Below are 17,513 nucleotides of genomic sequence, written 5' to 3'. Positions count from 1 at the left end.
CGATGCTCTCGGGGTCTCGCTCAGTCGGCCGCCCCGCCCTTCGGCCGGCGGAAGCCGTCGTGGAGCGCCAGCATCTCCGCCATGCCCAGCGCCCGGCTGCTCCAGCGGGTCTCGGCGGTGTTCACCTGGGTGAAGCGGTCGTGCGAGCGGCCGCCATAGGCGCCGAACAGCACCAGCGCCTCCGCGCCGTCGGGCGCCGGGCGGTCGATCCGGTAGGAGGGCGGGCCGCCCTTCGCGGTCACCCCGATCCGCACCACGGCGTCGCCGAAATGCTTCTGGCACATCCGCATGGTGGCGAGCACCGCGCGGAGATAGGCCTCGCCGTCCTCGAGGTCGGGCAGCACGTCGGCGATGGTCGCGTCGGGCGAAAGTGGGGGGCGTCGGGGCATCGGGTTCTCGCTTCCCGGTCTCCCCTACCCTGGCGCGGCGGCAAGCGCGAGGCGCCGGTCAGGTCGGCTTGCGCTTCAGTAGCGCGTCGAGCCCGCCGACCCGGAACCAGTGATAGCCGTAGCCCTCCAGGTAGAGGCCGTGGCGCCCGGCATCGTCCGCCTCGCTGCGCTCGCCCGTGAGCAGGTCGATCAGCAGCAGGCCGTCCGGCGCGGGGACGCCGGTGTCGAGCGCGACCTCGGTCGGGCCGGGCCCGAGGTTGTGGAGGCACAGCACCGCGTTGCCGCGCCAGTCGTAGCGGAGCGCCAGCACGGCCGGCTGGCCGGTCTCGAGCGCGGTGACATCGCCCCAGCCGATCTCCGGCGCCTCCTTGCGCAGGCGGATGATGCTCTGCATCCAGTTGAGGAGCGAGCCGGTCTCGTGGCGCTGGTCCGCGACGTTGACGTGCGCGTAGCCGTAGGCGCCGTGGTCGATCGGCGGCATGGTCGGCGTCGCCGACCGGGTGAAGCCGCCCTGCGCCTCGGGCGTCCACTGCATCGGCGTGCGGGCGCAGTCGCGCTCCTTCAAGGTCAGGTCGTCGCCCATGCCGATCTCGTCGCCGTAGCGCAGCACCGGGGTGCCGGGCAGCGTGAACATCAGCGAGTAGGCCAGCCGGATGCGGCGCGGGTCGCCGTCGAGCATCGGCGCGAAGCGGCGCCGGATGCCGCGGTCGTAGAGCTGCATGCCCTTGTCGGGGCCGAACCTCTCGAAGACGGTCTGGCGCTGCTTCTCGGTGAGGCGACCGAGGTCGAGCTCGTCGTGGTTCCTCAGGAAGATGCCCCACTGGCAGGAGAGCGGCCGGGGCTTGGTCCGCTCGATCGCCTTGACGAGCGGCCGCGCGTCGTGGGCCGCCAGCGCGTAGAAGGTCGCCTGGTTGACCTGGAAGTTGAACATCATGTGCGCGCGGTCGGCGTCGTCGCCGAAATAGTCGAGGTCGTGGCGGGGCAGGATGTTGGCCTCGGCCAGGATGATCGCGTCGCCCTTGCGCCATTGCAGGAACTCGCGGAAGTCGCGCAGCATGTCGAACTGCTCGCGCGGCGCGCCCGTCACGTCGGCGCCCTTCTCGGCGATGACGAAGGGCACCGCGTCCATGCGGAAGCCCGAGACCCCGAGCTCGATCCAGAAGCCCATGATCTTCAGGATCTCGGCCAGCACGGCAGGGTTGGCCGTGTTCAGGTCGGGCTGGAAGTCGAAGAAGCGGTGGAAGTAGTAGGCGCCCGCCGCCTCGTCCCAGGTCCAGGTCGTCGTCTGGACGCCGGGAAACACCATGCCTTCGTCGGCGTTGGCCGGCTTCTCCTTCGACCAGACGTACCAGTCGCGATAGGGCGAATCCGGGTCGGAGCGGGCGGATTGGAACCAGCGGTGCTGGTCCGAGGTGTGGTTGACCACGAGGTCGATCAGCACCCGCAGGCCGCGCTGCTTGGCGGCGTGGGTGAAGGCCACGAAGTCCCCGAGCGACCCGTAATCCGGATCGACCCCGTAATGGTCGGCGATGTCGTAGCCGCCGTCGCGCTTCGGCGAGGGCTGGAACGGCATCAGCCACACCGCCGTGACGCCGAGCCCCTGGAGGTAGTCGAGCCGCCGCTCCAGCCCGGCGAAATCGCCGATCCCGTCGCCGTCGGCATCCATGAAGGTGGCGACCGACAGGCAGTAGATGACGGCGTTCTTGTACCAGAGGTCGGTGATCATCGGGCCTCGCGAGGTCGAAGGGGGCCCGACGCGCGCGGCGGGACGGAGGAAGCCGGCCGGTCCGCTACTTCCGCGCATGCTCCATGTAGGCGCGCAGCACGGCGTTGATCCGGGTCTGATATCCGCGTCCCTGGCCCTGGAAGAAGGCCAGGACGTCGGCGTCGAGCCGGATGGTCATCGGCTTCTTGCGCGACTCGAGGTGGAACACCGCCTTGCTCCAGTCGATCTCCAGCCCCGCCTCGTCGGGGTCGGAGGCGACCGCGGCCTCGACCTCGGCATCGGTCATGGCCTTCACGGCCTCCCAGTCTGTCCGGTCCTCGCCGTCCCTCCGCATCGCGGTCAGTTCCTCAGCCGTATAGCTGACGATATGCGGCTCGTTCCTCATGACGTGCCCTCCGGAGTGAGATCGCGCGACGCCGATCGCCGCGCCATGTCCAGACCAGGGCGACGAACACCCCGTCGAGTTCGGCGACGGTGATCATGCGCGGCTCGGGCGCATGCGTCGACGGCAGGTCGAGCTGGGCGCGACCGTCGAACAGGAGGTCCGCCCTGACGAAATCGAGCCGGTGCTTGGCAAGGTTGCCGAGCCGCTTGGCCTCGTCCCACTCGAACATCGCAGCGCACCGTAACGTGTCCATACGAAGCGTCAATACGCAGCCGCGCACAAGCCCGGGGCGAGGCACGCTCCTTAAAACAGCCGCGTTGTGCACGCCCTGTTCAGGGCGACGCCCGCAGGTTCGGGGCGCGCGTGGAAGAGCCCGGTGCCCCGGATTTCATGAACACCATCCTGATCAAGCTGTTCGCGACCGCCCTGACGCTGAGCCAGGTCACGACCAAGCCCGATGCGGTGAGGACCCGGTTCGACCCTGCCGTCGACGGTCCGCAGGTCGTGCAGATCCTGCGCGACGGCTGCGCGCACATGCGAAAAGCCTTCGACATCGAGGACATCAACCTCGACGAGCTGATCTCCACCGCGATGGAGGACCCGAGCGCGGTGGCGGGGCCGGCGGCGCCGAAGATCCTGCACGGGCTCGACATCGGCGAGCTGAACACGAGCTACAAGCAGTTCTGCAAGGGCGAGAACCCCAAGGCCTCGCCGTTCGACGCCCGCGAGGTGATCGAATTCTACAACAAGGCGACCACCGATCTGCCGACCGCCGAGGCCCTGCGCGACAAGGCGCTGCCGGGCATGACCCGCATCCTCGACGCCTCGGGAAAGCCCTTCGCCGAGACCTTCGAGCCGAACGGCCGCCGCCTCGTCGTGCCGATCGGCGACGTGCCGCAACTGGTCCGACAAGCTTTCATCGCCGCCGAGGACAAGCGCTTCGAGAGCCACCACGGCATCGACGAGCGCGGGGTGATCCGCGCCTTCATCGGAAACCTCGCCGCCCCGGGCCGCCCGGCCGGCGGCTCGACCATCACGCAGCAGGTGGTAAAGAACCTCTCGGTGGGCGACGACGTCACCTACGAGCGCAAGATCCGCGAGATGATCGTCGCCTCCCGCCTGGAGCGCATCCTCGGCAAGCCGCAGATCCTCGGGCTCTACCTCAACGGGATCTATCTCGGCCGCGGCGCCTACGGCATCGAGATGGCCGCCAGGAGCTATTTCGGGAAGTCGGTGGGCGAGCTCACCCTGCCCGAGGCGGCGCTTCTCGCCGGCATGCCGAAGGGCCCCAACTTCTACAGCCCCGACAAGTACCCCGAGCGCGCCCGCGAGCGCCGCGCCTACGTGCTCGCCCGCCTCAAGGAGGAGGGGGCGATCACCGAGGCCGAGATGGCGGCGGCCGTCGCCTCCGACCTCGGGCTGAAGCCGATCGAGACCGCGCGGCGGGATTCAGGGTTCTACGTGGTCGATCATCTCACCCGCGAGGCCCGCACCTTCGCCGGCCTCGATTCGCTCACCGCTTCGTCCTTCACCGTGCGCTCGACCATCAATGCCGGGCTGCAGCGGGCGGTCGAGGGCGCGCTGCAGGACGGGCTGGCGAATTACGAGCGCGGCACCGGGCGCCAGACCTTCTCCGGGCCGGAGTTCAACCTCGCCGACAGCGTGCGCAAGCTCGGGGCGGCGACGCCCGCCCCCGAGGCGGCGCCGCAATCGCTGCCGGGCGTGACCGGGGCGGAGGCGAAACCCGAGGCGGCGAAGGCGGCCGTCGGCAGGCCGGCGCGCGGAAAGCCGGTCGCCGCGGCGGCGCCCGCCGAGAAGCCGGTGTGGCTGCGGGCGCTCGAGAGCGCCCGGCCGGTGCTCTACGACGTGCGCTGGCCGCTCGCCGTGGTGCTGGAGACCGGCCGCAACGGCGTGAAGGTCGGGCTCGGCGACGACCGCGTCGCCCTGCTCGACCCCGGCATCGCCCGCGGCAGGCTGCAGCCGTACGACGTCGTCCGGGTGAAGCTGCGGGACGGCAAAGGTCTGCGCGCCGAGATCCGCGTGAAGCCGTCGGTGCAGGGCGCGGCCCTGGTGCTGGAGAACCGCACCGGCCGCATCCTGGCGATGGCCGGCGGGTTCTCCTACCCGGCGAGCCAGCTCAACCGCGTGACGCAGGCGGTGCGCCAGCCCGGCTCGACCCTGAAGCCGCTGACCTACCTCGCCGCGCTGAACGCCGGCCTGCAGCCCAACACCCTGGTGATGGACGCGCCCGTGACCCTGCCGCCGATCGGCGGGGTCGGCGACGCATGGTCGCCGAAGAACTACGAGGGCGGCGGCTCCGGCCCGACGACCCTGCGGCGCGGCCTGGAATTCTCCAAGAACCTCGTCACCGCCCGCCTCCTCCAGGGCGGGATCGCGGACAAGGCGCCGGCCAGCCTCAAGCGGGTCTGCGACATCGCGCTCGAAGCGCAGATCTACGCCGCCTGCGAGCCGTACTACCCGTTCGTGCTGGGCGCCCAGCCGGTGCGGATGATCGACCTCGCCGGGTTCTACGCCGCGGTGGCCAACGAGGGCGCCCGCACCGCGCCCTACGCCCTCGAAGGGATCGAGCGCGACGGCAGGACGGTCTACGCCCACGCGGCCCGCGAGCCGGTGCGGATCGGCTCGGCCGACCGGGTCGCGCTCTACCAGCTCAAGACCATGCTCCAGGGCGTGACCAACCACGGGACCGCGGCGGCCCTGGCGCGGGTCTCGCAGTTCGTGGCCGGCAAGACCGGCACCTCGGAGAACGAGAACGACGCGTGGTTCGCCGGCTTCACCAACGAGGTCACGGTGGTGGTCTGGGTCGGCTACGACAATGCCGACGGCACCCGCAAGACGCTGGGCCGCGGCCAGACCGGCGGCCACGTCTCCGTGCCGATCGCGTCCGCGATCTTCCAGGCCGCCTGGGCCAACGGCGTGGCCAAGACCCCGCTGGCCCCGCCCTCTCCGGAGGCTCGGCAGATGCTCGTCGACCTCTCGATCGACCCGCGCAGCGGGCAGCGCGTCTCGGGCGGCGGGTTCACCGAGCACTTCCGCAAGGCCGCCGACGGCCGCCTGGCCGATACGCAGTACAAGCTGCTGCCGCGCGAGAACGCCTACGCGATGCGGCCGGACGCGGAGGACGGCGACCTCTCGGGCCTCGAGGACGGCGCCGACGTCGCCGGCGACGCCTACGGCAACCGCGCGCCCGATGCCGACCTGCTCGACCCGTTCGGCGACCGGCGCCCGGCGATGCGCAGCCGCCGGGCCCAGGGCGACCTCGACGGCGGCTCCCGGCTCTGGCCCGGCCAGACGGCGCGCTCGCCCTTCGGCGACGACGATGCCCGGCCGCGGCGGCGCGACCCCGATTACCTGTTCGGCGACGACCCGCGCTACTGACGCCGCCGCCCCTCCCCCTTTCCCATCGAGGTTCCTTTCGTGCGGATGCAGCTTCCGGCTCGCCTTGCCCTGCCCTTGCTCGTGCTCCCGGGGTTCGTGCTCTCGGGCGCCCCATGCGCGATGGCCCAGGCGCCGGCACCGTCGCCCGCGCAGCCGGGCATGGCGGCGACGCCGGCCGCCGCCGGGCGGATCCGCGAGGTCGCCTCGATCACCGCCGTCGATCCGACGACGCTCAAGCCCGGCGCGATCCTGGTGAGCGACCACCGCGACAACCCGTCGACGCCGGAGAACGGCCTGACGCCCTACCTCGACTGGGTCCGGACCAAGCCTGCGGAAGCGGCCGCGCTCTCGCCCTTCCCCGGCTACAAGGAGCCGGACTACACCACCACCGTGAACGGCGTGGCCAAGCCCCGGCACGAGACGCTGAAGGTTTACGTCGCCGAGGGGCGCTTCGTGGTGGCGCGGCCTCCCGAGGCGATCGACCTCGCGGCGCTGGCCCGTCTCGGCTTCGTGCAGGCGATGGACCCGGCGATCAAGCACAAGGCCCTCGACCCCGCCGACGTGACGCCGACCAAGGACCCCGCCGCGGCCTTCGCCCGCCGTCCCGACCGCCCGTGGTGCGAGCCGGGCACGGTCTGCATCGAGTCGCGCTACGACCTCGAGGGCAAGCTGCCGCTCGGCGTGAAGCTCGCCAACAAGCTGGAGGAGAGCGGCGCGAAGAAGATCGCCGAGTTCGTGACGTTCCAGAGCGAGCTGCGCACCCTCGCCCCCGATCGGGCGGCCGGCCTCGGGGCGCTGACGAAGGTCGACACCACCGTCACGGGCGGGCTGGAACAGACGATCTTCTGGGTCAACCAGATCCTGCGCTTCGGCAAGTTCCTGGCGGTGTTCCAGCCGATGCCGGGCGACCCGACCAAGACCGTCGTGACCACCTACATGGCGCTGGCGATCAAGGGCGACGTCCTCGACCGCAAGGCGGAATACGCCCGCGTCCCCGTGCTCAGGAACCTGCTGCCGGCGCAGGTGCTGATGGGCAATTCGAGCTTCAACACCGGCACCTCGATCAGCGCCGGCCTGCCGACCTACGCCCGCAACCGCATCGCGGCCTTCGCCGACGCCCTGGCCAAGCGCTAGGGCGCCCCGGGCCGCGGGTGCGGAGCGATCCGGGGATCAGTAGCCGCGGTTGGCGATCGAGGGAATCGAGGGCTGGGTGTACAGGCGGTTCACGTCGGGCCGGGTCTGCGTGCCGTTGGTGTCGTTCGAGCGCCGGTAGTTGTCGGTGTTGAAGGTCTCCGCCAGGCCGCTGCGGCTGTCGGGGCCGTCGACGCTGTTGCAGGCGCCGAGGCCGCCGACCAGGGCGGCCGCGAGGGCGAAGGGAGCGAGTGTCTGAACGGTCGGGAGGAGGCGCATCGCGGGTCCTGGGGCGTGATCGGGAGGGAAGGCGCGGGAATGACGGGCCGAGGTGTCGGGCCAGTGTGTCCGCGTCAAGGCGGTGCCGATCGCGTGAATCGGTTGCCGGGGATGTGATGTCGCCCGGCCACGGAAAAGTCACCACGGCGTGGCTTTGCGGCCGCGAAACCGGGCATTCGTGTGGAGGAGCGGCGGTGCGACCCTGGCCAAGCGGGCGCGTTCCGGCGACAACGACCGTGATGAGCCGAAAGCCTTCATGAGCAACGTCCTGCCCTTCCGCCCGCGCACCCCCGTGCAGCAGCTCGCCCGTTGCGAGGTCGTCGCCGTCGCCGGAGACCTTCTCACGCTGCTCGAGCAGCTCGAGGACGTCAGCGCCCGCGCCGCCGCCATGGGCCGCCCGGCGCTCGAGGTCGAGCGCACGGTCCAGCACCTGCTCGACGCGGTCAGCGCCGTCGAGCGCGCGCTCGACTGCATCGGCGAGGGCGAGCAGGCCGCGCCGGCCTGACGCCCGACGCAGCAACCGCCGACATCCGTCCGGACGTTTCGCGCGACCCGATGCGATCGGGCCCGCGCCTTCCGCCATGCGTTCGACCGGTGCGCCCGCCCGCGAATTCGCGTGCAAACTTCGCGGAACTGTCGCGTTTAAGTTGCCGTTAACGGGGTGTCGCATCGCACGCGCCGTGCGGTTCACCTCATTTCTCTGCCCGCGCATCCTTGGAGGGATCGATGACGTCGTCCTTGAACCGTCGCGTCCTCGCCACCGTGCTCGCCGGTGGCCTCGTCGCCGGCGGCGTCGCCCAGGCGCAGGCGGCCGAGCTCGGCTTCTTCGAGGCGCTGTTCGGTGGGGCCCGCCCGGCGCCGCAGGCGCAGGCGCAGGCGCAGGCGCCCGAGCCGAGCCAGCCGGCCTATTCCGGCGGCGCGTACCGTCCGCGCATCCGCCGGGCGATGTCGCCGCGGCTGCGGCCGCGGACCCGCTACGCCGCCCTGCCCGCCGCGGAGCCGCTGAAGGTGCGGATCACCGATCGCCAGAAGCCGATCGACATGACGGGCGGCGCCGCCGCCGCCCTGATGAAGGACGAGACGCTGCGGCCCGGCGACATCGTGGTGCTGAGCAGCGGAGCCCGCGTGTTCACCGGCGATCCCGATGCGGCCCACACGATGCGCGACTTCGCCCCGGTCGAGCGTTCGGCCTACGTCGATCGCGGCACCCGCAAGCAGCTGGCGGCGCTGATGGCGCCCGCTTCGGCGCTGCCGGCCGACCAGGCGCGCAAGTTCGTCGAGCGGCTGAAATCCACGCCGCGCACGCCCGCGACCCTGATGCCGCAGCAGGCCTCGATGCGCGTCATCAGCCCGTGGACGGTGGCGCCCTGAGGCGCCGACCGATCCTGTCATTCGCGGAGGATCAGCTGATCGCGGCGCCGGTCAGGCTCGCCCAGACCGTGCCGTAATGGCAGGCGGCGGCCGCGAGCACGAAGGCGTGCCAGATCGCGTTCTGGAACGGAAGCTTGCGCCAGACGTGGAAGATGACCCCAACCGAGTAGAGCAGGCCGCCGATCGCGAGCATCCACAAAGCGGTCGGCTGCAGCGCCGCGATCACCGATTCGTAGGCGAACAGGCCGCACCAGCCGAGGAGCAGGTAGAGGCCGATCGACAGCCGGTCGAAGCGGCCGGGCAGCAGCAGCTTCACCGCGATGCCGATCCCGGCCACGATCCACACGAAGGCGAGGAGCGCCCACGCCGTCGGCCCGGTCCCGACCAGGGCGACGAGCGGCGTGTAGGTGCCGGCGATCATCAGGTAGATCAGCGCGTGGTCGGCGCGGCGCAGCAGCCATTTGCGCGGGCCGACCGGGTAGAGGTTGTAGGTGGCCGAGACCGCCAGCATCGAGACCAGGGCGGTGGCGTAGACCGCCACCGCGACCCGCTCGGACGTGCCCAGATGCTCCGTCAGCGCCATCGACACCAGGGCCACCGCCCCGGCGAGGCCGAGGAGCACGCCGAGGCCGTGGACCACCCCGTCGGCGACGATCTCGCGCGGCGTATAGTGCCAGGTGAGACCAACCGGTCGTCCGTCTTCGGCCAGGAACATCACAGCCTCCTGCAACGCATCGAGGCTAAGCCGTTTCGATGACACTCGTTCCACCGGCAGACCACGCAGCGCCGAGCCGTCCCGACTTTTCCACCGATCAGGTTCAACATTCATCCTGAATCGGGGAAGCGGGCCTCCGAGCCGCCATCAGGCGCCGCGTCCGGCGAGCGCCTCGAAGCCGAACGGGGCGATCGCCGGGCCGGTCGTGCGCGTCTCGCGCACGAGGCCGCGGCTCAGGCGCGCATGGACGGTCGCCATCACCAGGACGGCCATCGCCAGCACCTGGTGCGCCAGGGCCGCCCAGAGCGGCACGGCCATCAGCAGCGTCGCGATGCCGAGCCCGGCCTGAGCCACGGCGAGCCCGGCGACGCCGGTGGCGCGCCGCGCGACCGCGCTGCCCGGGGCGGCGACCCGCGCGTCGGCCGCGTGCGCGAGGGCGACGGCGAGGAGCAGGTAGGCGGTCAACCGGTGGTTGAGCTGAACCAGGGTGACGTTGTCGACGAAGTTCTCGATCCAGGGCCTGACCGAGAACAGCGTCTCGGCCGGCGGGATCAGGGCGCCGTCCATGGTCGGCCAGGTGTTGTGGACGAGGCCGGCATGGGAGCCGGCGACCAGGCCGCCGAGGAAGATCTGCGCCAGCACCAGCACCGGCAGGGCGAGCGCGGCCGCGCGCAGGCGGGGTCGGGCCGGGGCGACGCTCTCGCTGCGCTCGCCGGCGGCGAGCCAGACGAGGCCCGCCAGGATCAGGCTGGCCATGGTGAGGTGCAGGGCGAGCTTGATCGGCGCCACGGCGGTCATGCCGGGCTGGAGACCCGAGGCCACCATGATCCAGCCGATCGCGCCCTGCGCGCCCCCGAGGATGCCGAGCGTCAGCAGGCCGAGGCCGAGGCGCCGGCTCAGCATGCCGCGCCACCAGAACGCGATCAGCGGCAGGAAGAACACCAGGCCGACGATCCGACCGAGCAGGCGGTGCCCCCATTCCCAGAAATACAGCACCTTGAAGTCGGACAGGCCCAGGCCCTGGTTGAGGATGCGGTATTGCGGCGTGTCGCGGTACTTCTCGAACTCGGTCGCCCAGTCGGCGGCCGAGAGCGGCGGCACCACGCCGGTCACGGGGCGCCACTCGGTGATCGACAGGCCGGACCCGGTCAGGCGCGTCGCGCCGCCGACCGCCACCATCGCGACGACGAGGGCGGCGAGCAGGTAGAGCCACGTGCGGACGGCGCCTTCGCGGCGCGGGGATTCGGCAGGCCTCATCGGGGCGTCGTCGCTCGGATCGGTGACAGGGCGCCACCGGGTTAGGCAAAGCCGGCGCCCGCGGCAACGTCCGGCGTTGCCGCACGCGCGCGGACCGCGGCGGGACGGCGTCGACAGGGCGATCGCGTGAAGCCGCCTGGGGCGGCTTCACGGCGCGAAGAGCGCCGCGCGGAGCGGGGTATTCAGGACGAATGTCCTGGAGACCGTCGAGCGAAGCGAAAGCCCAAGCCCGCGGAGGCGGGCGCCGGCGATTGAGGCCAGCTGAAAACAAGGGCGATCGCTTTCAGCGATCGCCCTGACGGCGCCGATCCGACGCGTTGCCATCGCCGGCCGCCGGCGCTACCCCCCGGGGCGAGCATCAAGGGAATCGCATGCGCCGCCGCACCCGCACCCTGATCGGGACGATCGGGATCCTGGCCTTCGTCATCGTCTACGCGCCGCTGGCGATGGCGCTGGCCGACAGCCGCATCGCCGAGGCGCCGGCCCTGCTCCAGACCGTGCTCTACAGCATCCTCGGCATCGCCTGGATCTTCCCGCTGATGCCGCTGATCAAGTGGATGGAACGACCGGACCGCTGACGGCGCCCGCGTTTTCGCCGCACTCGGGGGCGAGAAGCGGCCGAACCGCGCCGCTTCGCTCGCAGATGTCCTTCATGCCCCTCCCGAAACCGTCCCCTGCCCTCGCCGGGTTGCTCCTCCTGTGGCTCGGCGGCACCGCCCTGGCCCAGGGGACACCGCGTTCGGTCGGCGAGTGCGAGCGCCTGAAGAACGACCTCGCCTACAACCAGTGCCTGGCGATGTTCGGGCCGGCGGCCAAGAACGTCGCCGGCGGCTACGCGGCGGGCGAGACCCCGCCCGCGCCCGCCCTGCCCGCGACGGCGGCGGTCGCGACCCAGGCCGACGAGCCGGCCGAGGAGGCCCGCGGCAGCCGGCGCGGGCGCTACCGCGTCCGCCGCGGCCGCCAGAGCGCGGTGTTCACCGCGGGCAGCAGCGAGGGCCGGTCCTACCGGCACCGCCGCCGGCGGCGGTGACCGCGTCCGCCGGGCTCACGTCACGTTGAGGCGTCGGCCGCGGTTCCAGGCGAGGAAGGGCACGCCCGAGAGCAGGCCGGCCAGCGCCGCCCGCGACTGGTGGCAGCCGTTGACCGAGACCCGCGGCAGGGCGTGCAGGTGGCCGGCATGGTCGGGGAAGAGGTGGCCCGGCCGCGTCGTCACCGCGGTCTCGAAGCCGAGGTCGCGGGCGAGCGCGAATTCCCGCGCGCCGGCCGACGTCGGATCACCGACCGGATAGGACAGGTGCCGCACCGGCCGCGCCAGCTCCGCCGCCAGCCGGTCGCGACCCTCGCCGATCTCGCGGAGCGCCGCCTCGGCCGCGTGCTTGGCCAGCATCGGATGGCTGCGCGTGTGCGCGCCGAAGGTCACCGCCGGGTCCCGACCCAGCGCCCTGAGGTCGTCCCACGACAGGCAGAGCTCGGCGGCGACCGCGCCGGGGGCGATGCCCGCCTCCCGGCACAAAGCCGCGATCCCGTCGAGCAGCCGCGCTTCCGAGCCGCTGCGCAGGTCGCGGTAGACCGCCTCGAAGGCGAGCGCCTTCTCCTGCGGGCTGCGCGCCGGCAGGTCGACCGTCCGCGTGCCGATCGCGACGCGGACCCGCTCCAGCCGGCCGATCGCCCGCTCCAGCTCGATCCACCACAGCCGCCCGGTCTGGTCGGCGAAGTCGCTGGTGACGAACAGCGTCCACGGCACGCCGTGGCGGCGCAGCACCGGCAGGGCGTGCTCGACGTTGTCGCGGTAGCCGTCGTCGAAGGTCAGCACCGCGAAGGGCGGCCGGTAGCGCGCGGCGGCGAGGCGCTCGGGCACCTCGTTGAGGCCGACGACCTCGAAGCCGCGGGCGTCGAGCTCGCGCAGCGTCGCGTCGAGGAAGTCCGGCGTGATCGAGAGCAGGCGGTTCGGCGCGTAGGGACCCGTCGCCTCCGGGCTGACATGGTGGAAGGTGAGGATCACCCCGAGGCCGCAGGCGGCCGGCGCGAGCCAGCGGTCGGCCCCCGTCGCCGAGACGGCCCGGAACCCGGCCTCGAACAGCCGGTGGCGGTTTCGGGACGACAGCATGGCACCGCCTCGATGGGGCAAGATCGATGAAGCAGAAGCGGGACGTCGCAGGCGATGCCGCACGCCGCGTCGCCCGTTCCTTGTCCCGCCTCGATGTAAACAAAGGCTGAGGTTTCACCGGCGATCCCGGGACCCGAGGCGCGTCGCAACCATGCGTTAGCCACGTCGTCGCTTCGGCGGCGCCGATGCTTCGATCGCACCGCGCCGTACACCCCGGCTTAGGGGCGTGCGCACGAGAACTGGCGCCCGAGACCGATGGTTTGCCGCCTCCGCGAGAGGCCGGCGCGGGGGATGGGCGATGACGGTTCTGGCACGCGGTCCGATGAACCGGGATCTCGCAGGAGCGATCATGGCCCGCGCGGGCGCCCAATCCGGCCTCACCGCCGAGGTCTTCACCGATCTCGATGCCGTCGAGGCGCTGTGGCGCGGGCTCGAGGCCGACCCCGCCTGCCTCGCCACGCCCTACCAGCGCTTCGCCTGGGTCCGCGCCTATGCCGGCGCGGCCGCCGCCCCCGGCGCGCTGCGGATCGTCGTCCTGCGCGATGCCGCCGGCCGGCCGCGCATCCTGCTGCCGCTGGCGGTCGAGCGCCGCCGCGGGATCGCGATCGCCCGGACGCTCGGCGGCGACCACGCCAACTACCACCTGCCGCTCTTCGCCGCCCGCGACGCCGCCGCGGTGCCGGCCGAGGACGTGATCGCGGCGCTCGGCCTGGTCGGGCGCGCCGCCGGCATCGACGTCTACGCGCTCGGGCACCAGCCCCGCACCTGGGACGGGGCGGTCAACCCGCTGGCGATCCGCGGCGAGGCGGCACCGAGCGACGGCTACGGAATGATGCTCGGGCCCGATCCCGAATCGACGCTCAAGCGCGCCTTCAGCGCCGACGCGCGCAAGAAGCTGCGCTCCAAGGAGAAGCGCCTCGTCGAGGCGCACGGCGCCCTCGCCTACCGCAAGGCCGCCGACGGCGCCGAGGCCGCGCGGTTCCTGTCGGCCTTCTACGCTCAGAAGGCGGCACGCTTCGCCGCGATGGGCATCGCCGACCCTTATGCCGACCCCGCGATCCGCGCCTTCCTCACGGCGGCCACCGCGGGCGAGAACCCGGCGGTCGAGATCCACGCGCTGATGCTGGAGGCGACCGGCCGCGTGCTCGCGACCTTCGGCGGGGCGGTCGACGGGGCGCGCTACAGCGGCATGATGACGGCGTTCGACGCCGACCCCGAGATCGCCCGCTTCAGCCCCGGCGACCTGCTGCTCCACCACCTCGTGCACGACCAGGCCGCGCAGGGGCGCCGCGCCTTCGACCTCGGCGTCGGTGAGGCCCGCTACAAGGCGAGCGTCTGCGACGAGACCATCCCGCTGGTGGAGGCGACGCTGCCGGTGACGCTGCGCGGCCACGCCTACGGGTTCGTGGCGACGCGGCTCACCCGGCTCAAGCGCCGGATCAAGCGCGACCCGCGCCTGTTCGCCCTCGTCCGGCGCCTGCGGCGGATGAAGGGCGGTTGAAGCGGCTCGAGGCCCCGCCGTCTCCGCACGGAGACGGCGGGGCTCCGGTCACGCCGCCGACAGGCGCAGCGCCATCGGCTCGGTGCGGACGGCGCGGGCCTGAGCCGGCCGGTCCTGGGCGACGAGGACCTGGCCCGCGCCGGAATCCTCGGCGCTGGCGAACAGGTCGCCGAGATCGGGATCGTCGAGGGCCGCGTTCGAGGCGATGATCACGCTGTCCATCAGGCCGCCGAGGGCGGGGAGCAGGGCGTGCGCGCCCGGCTCCGCCCGCAGGCGGCAGACCACCCAGTCGTAGGCCTCGGCCATCGCCTCGACGGTGATCGCCACCGCGTCCGGCTCCTCGAGCAGCACCTCGGTCTCCAGCGAGCCGGCGGCGATCCGGTGCAGCCCGGAGGCGCGTTCGGCCTGGATCACGTCGAGGAAGGCGGCCTCCCCGGCGACGAGATCCGTCAGGCCCGGCGCGTCGGCGTCGGAGGCCGGTCCGTTCAGGTCGACCGAGAGCGCGGAGGCCCGGCCCGAGAGCGCCGCCTCGATCGCCTCGACGAGGCTCGGGCCTGCTGCAGGCCGGCCGGGGCCCGCGGTCTCGACGACGAGGAGGGTGCGCCCGCTGCCGGCACGCGGACCGGCTTCGAGGCGGGCGATCAGCGGGGCGAGATCGAACGCCGCGGCGCGGGGCGGCGCCGGCTCGGGCGTCGCGGCGACGGGCAGGACGGGTTCGGGCGCGGCTTCGGCCTCCTCGGCCGGCGCTTCGGCCGCCGCGGAATGGGCCGACGCGCGCCCGGCCGATGCCGGCTCGGGAAAGGCAGGGTCGGCAAAGCGCGGCGCCGCGTCGCGCGGCGCGATCTCGGCCGCGGCCCAGTGGGCGGGGGGGACGGCCTCGGGGAAGGCGAAGCGCTCGGGCCGCTCGGCCGTGGCGTGCGCATCGGCCGCCTCCGCCTCGCGCTCGCGCCGCCCGCCGCCGGTCGGATCGGACAGGAGGTGGCGGGCGATGACCGCGCCGGCGGCGAGCATCAGCGTCAGCAGGGTGGCGAAGGCGACGATCGGCAGCTTCTTGGGGAAGGACGGGATCTCCGGCGTCACCGCCCGCGAGATGATGCGCGCGTCGGCCGGCGTCGCACTCTCGCCGTCGCGGGCGGCGGCCTCGCGGTAGCGCGACAGATAGGATTCGAGCTGCTCGCGCTGGACCTTGGCCTCGCGCTCGAGGGCGCGCAGCTGGATCTCGCTGGTGTTGCCCTTGACCACCACGTCGCGCTGGCCGTCGACCGCCGCCTGCAGGCTCTCGACGCGGGAGGCCGCGATCTTGGCGTCGTTCTCCAGGGTGCGCCCGACGCGCTCGGCCGAGGCCTTGATCTGGGCGTCGAGATCCTGGAGCTGCGCGGTCAGCTCCTTGATGCGCGGATGCGCCGGCAGCAGCGTGCGCGATTCCAGGGCGAGCTGCCCGCGGATCGTGATGCGGTTCTCGACGGTGCGCCGGATCACCTCGTTGTTGGCGACGTCCGGGATCTCGAAGGCGCGCCCGTCCTTGATCATCTCCTTGACGGCCTTCGCCCGGCCGGCGAGGTCCGCCTTCAGGATGCGGGCCTGCGACAGCTGGGTCGAGAGCTCGCCGAGCTGCTGGGCGTTGAGCGGCTGGCCGGTGGCGCCGGTGGAGCCGACGAGGCCGTTGCCGGCGCGGTAGGCCTCGACCCGCGCCTCGGCCTCGGCGACGCGCTTGCGCAGGCTGTCGATGTTGCCGCCGAGCCAGGTCGAGGCGTAGCGCGCGGTGTCGACCTTGGCCGCCTCCAGGGCCGCGATGTAGAGCTCGGAGACGGTGTTGGCGCCCTTGGCCGCCAGCTCCGCGTCCTTCGCGCGGAACTCGACCGAGAGGATGCGCGACTTGCCCGCCGGGAAGACCAGCAGCCGCTCGAAATAGGCTTCCAGCACCCGGTCCTCGGCCGGACGGTCGAGGGGGTTCTTGGCGAGCCCGAGCATCATCAGGGTGCGCTGGACCGGGCCGATGGTGCCGGCGCTCGGATCGAATTCCGGGTTGCCGACGAGGTTCAGCCGGCGGATCGCCTCGCGGGCGAGGTCGCGCGACATCATCACCTGGACCTGGCTCGCTACCGCCTGCTCGTCGATCGGCGGGACCTGCTCGGCGCGCTCGGAGGCGGTGCGGGCGAAGGCGGCCTCGCGGCTCTCCAGCAGCAGCTTGGCCTCGCCGGTGTAGCGCGGCGAGACCACCTGGACGAACACCGTCGACAGCCCCGCGACGACCAGCGTCGGCACCGCGATCCAGTGCCAGGACCGGCGCAGCAGCGCGGGAACCTGGGCCAGGCTGATGCCGTCGGCCGGGGCCGGCCTTTCGGCGAAGGCCGGCCTCTCGCTGAAGGCGGCCGCGCGCGGGGCGATTCGGGACATGGCACGATCTCTTGGCGATGCCGGGCCGCGACTGTGCCCGCGCATCAACACGTGAGATCAATAGAACCTGTTAAGGTTGCCTGAGAGTTAAGGCCGGCCCGATGCGGACTGCTCCGACGCGGGGCGACAGCATTTCTTAACCTTAACGGATTACGCCACGACCGATCAGGCAATCACGACGGCTGTGGTGATGAACCGACGCGTACTCCTCCTCGTCCTCGCCGCCAGCCTCGGGCTCGGCGGCTGCCTGCGGCCGGACTACCGGACTGCCCAGCTCGACGCCACCGGCACCGGCTCGATCGGCGCGCGCTACCCGCTCGCGGCCGGCGACAAGCTCCGCGTCATCGTGTTCGGGCAGGACAACCTGTCCAACATCTACGCGGTCGACGGCGGCGGCCGCATCGCGATGCCGCTGATCGGCGTCGTCCAGATCGGCGGGCAGACCACGGGGCAGGCCGCGCGCACCATCGAGGCCAAGCTCGCCGCCGGCTTCGTGCGCGAGCCGCACGTCACCGTCGAGGTCGACGCCTACCGCCCGTTCTACATCCTGGGCGAGGTCACCACCTCGGGGCAGTATCCCTTCGTCAACGGCATGACCGTCGAGACCGCGGTGGCGATCGCCGCCGGGTTCGGCCCGCGGGCGGCGCGCGACTACGCCGTGCTCACCCGCGAGGGCAAGGGCGGCGCCGCCTCCGGCCCCGGCCTCGAGCCGACCAACGAGGCCGGCCGCGAGGGACTGGTCTCGGGCATCGTGCCGATGACCTATCCCGTGCGCCCCGGCGACACGATCGTCATCAAGGAGCGGTTCTTCTGAGGCGCCCGCTCGTGCGAAGGGGATGGAAGCCGGCGCGTTAGG

The 17,513-nt window shown here is 72.3% G+C and carries 17 protein-coding genes; 8 read left to right on the top strand and 9 right to left on the bottom strand.

The window, feature by feature from the left end:
* Nucleotides 1-20: 20 nt before the first annotated feature.
* The 4 genes from ACFZ8E_RS12275 to ACFZ8E_RS12260 form a co-directional block, all read right to left on the bottom strand.
* A complete protein-coding gene (locus ACFZ8E_RS12275; protein ID WP_147725688.1) occupies nt 21-389 on the bottom strand; it encodes a hypothetical protein in 369 nt (122 codons plus the stop codon).
* A 58-nt stretch (nt 390-447) separates the two neighbouring features.
* Nucleotides 448-2,115 (bottom strand): alpha-amylase family protein, encoded by a 1,668-nt coding sequence (locus ACFZ8E_RS12270; protein ID WP_405042865.1) that lies wholly within the window; start codon nt 2,113-2,115, stop codon nt 448-450.
* Nucleotides 2,116-2,179: 64 nt separating this feature from the next.
* The gene (locus tag ACFZ8E_RS12265) at nt 2,180-2,500 is read right to left on the bottom strand and encodes a BrnA antitoxin family protein (RefSeq protein WP_405042864.1); all 321 of its coding nucleotides are present in this window, start codon (nt 2,498-2,500) and stop codon (nt 2,180-2,182) included.
* On the bottom strand, nt 2,463-2,729 hold the full coding sequence (locus ACFZ8E_RS12260; protein WP_405042863.1) for a BrnT family toxin: 267 nt from the start codon (nt 2,727-2,729) through the stop codon (nt 2,463-2,465). The genes ACFZ8E_RS12265 and ACFZ8E_RS12260 overlap by 38 nt, the downstream gene beginning before the upstream one ends.
* A gap of 161 nt (nt 2,730-2,890) precedes the next feature.
* Between ACFZ8E_RS12260 and ACFZ8E_RS12255 the strand changes: the two genes are divergently transcribed.
* Together ACFZ8E_RS12255 and ACFZ8E_RS12250 are read left to right on the top strand one after the other, a co-directional pair.
* Nucleotides 2,891-5,899, top strand: coding sequence for a penicillin-binding protein 1A (locus ACFZ8E_RS12255; protein ID WP_405042862.1), 3,009 nt, complete (start codon nt 2,891-2,893; stop codon nt 5,897-5,899).
* A 39-nt stretch (nt 5,900-5,938) separates the two neighbouring features.
* Nucleotides 5,939-7,033, top strand: a complete 1,095-nt coding sequence (locus ACFZ8E_RS12250) for a hypothetical protein (protein WP_405042861.1) — start codon at nt 5,939-5,941, stop codon at nt 7,031-7,033.
* 36 nt (nt 7,034-7,069) lie between these two features.
* Here the strand turns inward: ACFZ8E_RS12250 and ACFZ8E_RS12245 are convergent, their stop codons facing one another.
* On the bottom strand, nt 7,070-7,309 hold the full coding sequence (locus ACFZ8E_RS12245) for a hypothetical protein (protein ID WP_243945473.1): 240 nt from the start codon (nt 7,307-7,309) through the stop codon (nt 7,070-7,072).
* A 256-nt stretch (nt 7,310-7,565) separates the two neighbouring features.
* Between ACFZ8E_RS12245 and ACFZ8E_RS12240 the strand changes: the two genes are divergently transcribed.
* Nucleotides 7,566-7,814 carry a hypothetical protein gene (locus ACFZ8E_RS12240; RefSeq protein WP_147844166.1) on the top strand — a complete coding sequence of 83 codons (249 nt, stop codon included), beginning with the start codon at nt 7,566-7,568 and terminating at the stop codon, nt 7,812-7,814.
* A gap of 221 nt (nt 7,815-8,035) precedes the next feature.
* Nucleotides 8,036-8,680: a hypothetical protein gene (locus ACFZ8E_RS12235; RefSeq protein WP_405042860.1), complete on the top strand. Its 645-nt coding sequence runs from the start codon at nt 8,036-8,038 to the stop codon at nt 8,678-8,680.
* A 31-nt stretch (nt 8,681-8,711) separates the two neighbouring features.
* On the opposite strand, the gene ACFZ8E_RS12230 is transcribed toward ACFZ8E_RS12235, so the two are convergent.
* Entirely contained in the window at nt 8,712-9,395 is a 684-nt protein-coding gene (locus tag ACFZ8E_RS12230) for a hemolysin III family protein (protein WP_147729078.1), read from the bottom strand.
* Nucleotides 9,396-9,542: 147 nt separating this feature from the next.
* Nucleotides 9,543-10,652, bottom strand: a complete 1,110-nt coding sequence (locus ACFZ8E_RS12225) for a COX15/CtaA family protein (RefSeq protein ID WP_405042859.1) — start codon at nt 10,650-10,652, stop codon at nt 9,543-9,545.
* Between the two features lie 371 nt (nt 10,653-11,023).
* On the opposite strand from ACFZ8E_RS12225, the gene ACFZ8E_RS12220 reads away from it, so the two are divergent.
* Both ACFZ8E_RS12220 and ACFZ8E_RS12215 read left to right on the top strand, forming a co-directional pair.
* Nucleotides 11,024-11,230: a DUF2842 domain-containing protein gene (locus ACFZ8E_RS12220; protein ID WP_147729767.1), complete on the top strand. Its 207-nt coding sequence runs from the start codon at nt 11,024-11,026 to the stop codon at nt 11,228-11,230.
* Nucleotides 11,231-11,304: 74 nt separating this feature from the next.
* A complete protein-coding gene (locus ACFZ8E_RS12215; protein ID WP_147858710.1) occupies nt 11,305-11,682 on the top strand; it encodes a hypothetical protein in 378 nt (125 codons plus the stop codon).
* Nucleotides 11,683-11,697: 15 nt separating this feature from the next.
* On the opposite strand, the gene ACFZ8E_RS12210 is transcribed toward ACFZ8E_RS12215, so the two are convergent.
* On the bottom strand, nt 11,698-12,759 hold the full coding sequence (locus tag ACFZ8E_RS12210; protein WP_405042858.1) for a polysaccharide deacetylase family protein: 1,062 nt from the start codon (nt 12,757-12,759) through the stop codon (nt 11,698-11,700).
* 349 nt (nt 12,760-13,108) lie between these two features.
* On the opposite strand from ACFZ8E_RS12210, the gene ACFZ8E_RS12205 reads away from it, so the two are divergent.
* Complete coding sequence (locus ACFZ8E_RS12205; RefSeq protein WP_405042857.1) at nt 13,109-14,260, top strand: GNAT family N-acetyltransferase; 1,152 nt, start codon at nt 13,109-13,111, stop codon at nt 14,258-14,260.
* 48 nt (nt 14,261-14,308) lie between these two features.
* Here the strand turns inward: ACFZ8E_RS12205 and ACFZ8E_RS12200 are convergent, their stop codons facing one another.
* Nucleotides 14,309-16,657, bottom strand: coding sequence for a GumC family protein (locus tag ACFZ8E_RS12200; RefSeq protein WP_405042856.1), 2,349 nt, complete (start codon nt 16,655-16,657; stop codon nt 14,309-14,311).
* 190 nt (nt 16,658-16,847) lie between these two features.
* Here ACFZ8E_RS12200 and ACFZ8E_RS12195 point away from each other — a divergent pair, with 190 nt between their 5' ends.
* The gene (locus tag ACFZ8E_RS12195; RefSeq protein WP_147729466.1) at nt 16,848-17,471 is read left to right on the top strand and encodes a polysaccharide biosynthesis/export family protein; all 624 of its coding nucleotides are present in this window, start codon (nt 16,848-16,850) and stop codon (nt 17,469-17,471) included.
* Nucleotides 17,472-17,513 lie beyond the last annotated feature (42 nt).

It is taken from the genome of Methylobacterium sp. HMF5984, from assembly GCF_045033435.1.
GTDB lineage: Bacteria > Pseudomonadota > Alphaproteobacteria > Rhizobiales > Beijerinckiaceae > Methylobacterium.
Note: the sequence above shows the minus strand (reverse complement) of the source record. Positions and strands in the feature narration are given on the sequence as shown.

Excerpts from the sequence above, each read along its gene's own strand:
- ACFZ8E_RS12275 (WP_147725688.1), bottom strand. The coding sequence starts at position 389 with ATGCCCCGACGCCCCCCACTTTCGCCCGACGCGACCATCGCCGACGTG.
- ACFZ8E_RS12230 (WP_147729078.1), bottom strand. The coding sequence starts at position 9,395 with ATGTTCCTGGCCGAAGACGGACGACCGGTTGGTCTCACCTGGCACTAT.
- ACFZ8E_RS12245 (WP_243945473.1), bottom strand. The coding sequence starts at position 7,309 with ATGCGCCTCCTCCCGACCGTTCAGACACTCGCTCCCTTCGCCCTCGCG.
- ACFZ8E_RS12205 (WP_405042857.1), top strand. The coding sequence starts at position 13,109 with ATGGCCCGCGCGGGCGCCCAATCCGGCCTCACCGCCGAGGTCTTCACC.
- ACFZ8E_RS12210 (WP_405042858.1), bottom strand. The coding sequence starts at position 12,759 with ATGCTGTCGTCCCGAAACCGCCACCGGCTGTTCGAGGCCGGGTTCCGG.
- ACFZ8E_RS12235 (WP_405042860.1), top strand. The coding sequence starts at position 8,036 with ATGACGTCGTCCTTGAACCGTCGCGTCCTCGCCACCGTGCTCGCCGGT.
- ACFZ8E_RS12255 (WP_405042862.1), top strand. The coding sequence starts at position 2,891 with ATGAACACCATCCTGATCAAGCTGTTCGCGACCGCCCTGACGCTGAGC.
- ACFZ8E_RS12200 (WP_405042856.1), bottom strand. The coding sequence starts at position 16,657 with ATGTCCCGAATCGCCCCGCGCGCGGCCGCCTTCAGCGAGAGGCCGGCC.
- ACFZ8E_RS12265 (WP_405042864.1), bottom strand. The coding sequence starts at position 2,500 with ATGAGGAACGAGCCGCATATCGTCAGCTATACGGCTGAGGAACTGACC.
- ACFZ8E_RS12225 (WP_405042859.1), bottom strand. The coding sequence starts at position 10,652 with ATGAGGCCTGCCGAATCCCCGCGCCGCGAAGGCGCCGTCCGCACGTGG.
- ACFZ8E_RS12220 (WP_147729767.1), top strand. The coding sequence starts at position 11,024 with ATGCGCCGCCGCACCCGCACCCTGATCGGGACGATCGGGATCCTGGCC.
- ACFZ8E_RS12260 (WP_405042863.1), bottom strand. The coding sequence starts at position 2,729 with ATGTTCGAGTGGGACGAGGCCAAGCGGCTCGGCAACCTTGCCAAGCAC.
- ACFZ8E_RS12215 (WP_147858710.1), top strand. The coding sequence starts at position 11,305 with ATGCCCCTCCCGAAACCGTCCCCTGCCCTCGCCGGGTTGCTCCTCCTG.
- ACFZ8E_RS12240 (WP_147844166.1), top strand. The coding sequence starts at position 7,566 with ATGAGCAACGTCCTGCCCTTCCGCCCGCGCACCCCCGTGCAGCAGCTC.
- ACFZ8E_RS12195 (WP_147729466.1), top strand. The coding sequence starts at position 16,848 with ATGAACCGACGCGTACTCCTCCTCGTCCTCGCCGCCAGCCTCGGGCTC.
- ACFZ8E_RS12270 (WP_405042865.1), bottom strand. The coding sequence starts at position 2,115 with ATGATCACCGACCTCTGGTACAAGAACGCCGTCATCTACTGCCTGTCG.